The organism is Oleiphilus sp. HI0123, from assembly GCF_001635315.1.
On sequence record NZ_LWGE01001161.1, the window covers coordinates 1 to 2,398 of the forward strand.

Consider the following 2,398-nt stretch of genomic DNA (forward strand, 5'->3'; position numbering starts at 1 on the left):
TTTCCAAGTTCTTATTCGTATTAAATACTTCCTTCAATGTTTCCCATGGTGGCACCGGCTTACAACTTGAGAAAATAAAATCTGTAAAGGCCATAACCTTCGAAGGTGGCTCTCTACGGCTAGGATAAACCAGGTAAAAGGTTCTTTCCTGAAATGGTGCATCTTCAAGTAGCGTAACCAAACGCCCCGCCCTGACATCTTCACTAATAATAATCTGAGGTAAAGCGCCAACACCAACCCCCTCTATAACCATTCGACGCAGCACTTCCATGTCATTAGCCACTAGGCGAGACTTTGGTTCAAACTCGTATATACCGTTATTCGTTTGAAAAGCCCAAGCGGATGCTGGGTGAGAGACACAGGTATGATCTTCGATAGCCTGAATCGTTTTAGGGATGCCGTTTTTAGCAATATACTCAGGAGAAGCACACAGTGACAATCGCGCGGTTCCGAGATTTCGTGCTACCAGACTAGAATCAGATAATGGGCCAATTCGAAAAGCCACATCGATTTCCTGCTCTAGTAAGTCAACCAGTTTGTCATCGGAGAAGATCTCGACATTAACTTTTGGATACTGCTCCATAAATCGTTTAATCGTGCTGATGAAGAAAGGTGTACCAAAAGACAGCGGCGTACTAATCCTGAGCGTACCGCTTGGCTCAGCTTGCATATTATTAACAACACGATCAGCTTCTTCAGCTTGCTCAAGCATTTTGACGCAATGCTCATGATACAACTTACCGGTTTCTGTCGGCTTTAAGTTGCGTGTTGTACGATTAATAAGTCGCACACCTATACGCTTTTCGAGCTGACTCACTTTTCGGCTTACGGTAGATTTAGGTAGCTTAAGTTTGTCCGCTGCTTTGGTGAAGCTTCCCGATCCGACAACCACTGCAAATATCGCCATTTCATTTAAGTCTTGCATCAATTCGTACCCTTCTCTTACTCTCGCATTTAGAGTTAGCCGCATACATTCCATATACGGAACATTATTTCTAAATTTAGCCTATTAACACCAAAATAGGAACAGCACTACAATAAAAGCATCAAAATTTAGCGTTTGATTGCATTAAATTAGAACAACGGGGCAATAACATACTATTGTTAGCAGCCACAAAAATAAGACTTTTTACTACAAGGTTCATTGTTATGGTCGATAGACTTGCCGCGCAGATTATTAAGTTCAGATGGTTAATCATCATTGCCTCCTTAGCTATTGTATTTTTTATAGCAAGCGGAGCTAGCAATATTGGGTTCAGCTCAAACTATCGAGTATTCTTTTCAGAAGATAATGAACAATTGGTAGCATTTGAAACACTCCAAAACACCTATTCAAAATCAGACAATATATTTGTTGTTCTAGCGCCGAAAGATGGCGAGGTATTTACCGTTCCAACCTTGAATGCAGTTAAAGATCTAACTGATAGAGCTTGGCAATTGCCTTATTCAACACGCGTCGATTCAATCACAAACTTCCAATATACAAAAGCCGAAGAAGATGACTTGCTCGTTAACGACCTGGTTGAATTTCCAGATGAAGCCGATTTGGACGAGATTAAACGGATTGCGCTTAGCGAGCCGCTGCTAGAAAGTCGCCTTATTTCCAAGCAAGCGCATGTTACTGCGGTCAATACCACAGTTCAACTTCCTCAATTGACCGAACAGGAGATTCCCGAACTAGTAGCGCAAGCACGTGTGATGATTGCCCAGTTTGAAGAAGACTACCCCCACCTGGATGTTTATATCACAGGTAGCGTGATGCTAGGCAATGCCTTTTCTGAATCAGCCCAGGACGACCTTGCAAACCTGTTTCCGGTCATGTTTGTGATAATAATCTTCACCTTATTATTGCTTTTACGTTCGTTCACCGGTACCGCCGTAACCTTGGTTGTCATAATAATGTCTATCGCCAGCGCAATGGGAATGTTCGGTTGGCTAGGATGGACGCTTACCGGTCCAAGCACCTCAGCGCCCACGGTAATCATGACAATGGCCGTTGCCGATTGCGTTCATATTCTAGTGACCTTTCTATTTAACATGCGGCACGGAATGCTTAAAGCCGAAGCAATGCAAGAAGCCATACGTATCAATTTCCAGCCGGTTTTCATCACCAGCATCACAACAGTTGTTGGCTTTATGACACTTAACTTTAGTGAAGTTCCACCCTTCAGAGATTTAGGTAATACTGTAGCTATGGGCGTCGTTGCAGCATTCTTTCTATCAGTATTTTTACTTCCAGCACTGGTTATGGTGCTACCGGTAAAAGAGAAGAAGCAAGCAGATAAAGCACACAAAGGCCTTGATGCAATCGCTAATTTCGTCATTAACAAACGCAGACAAATTTTGATCGGTACCGGCTTGGTAACAATCGCCATTTTCTCTGCTATACCATTAAATA

Annotated in this window: 2 protein-coding genes; one reads left to right on the forward strand and one right to left on the reverse strand. The window is 42.7% G+C overall.

Annotated elements, in window-relative coordinates; genetic code table 11:
* Positions 1-925, reverse strand: a 925-nt coding sequence (locus A3761_RS12500) for a LysR family transcriptional regulator (RefSeq protein WP_068750293.1), incomplete at its 3' end; no start/stop codon positions are given.
* A gap of 224 nt (positions 926-1,149) precedes the next feature.
* On the opposite strand from A3761_RS12500, the gene A3761_RS12505 reads away from it, so the two are divergent.
* Positions 1,150-2,398, forward strand: a 1,249-nt coding sequence (locus A3761_RS12505; protein WP_156491825.1) for an RND family transporter, incomplete at its 3' end; no start/stop codon positions are given.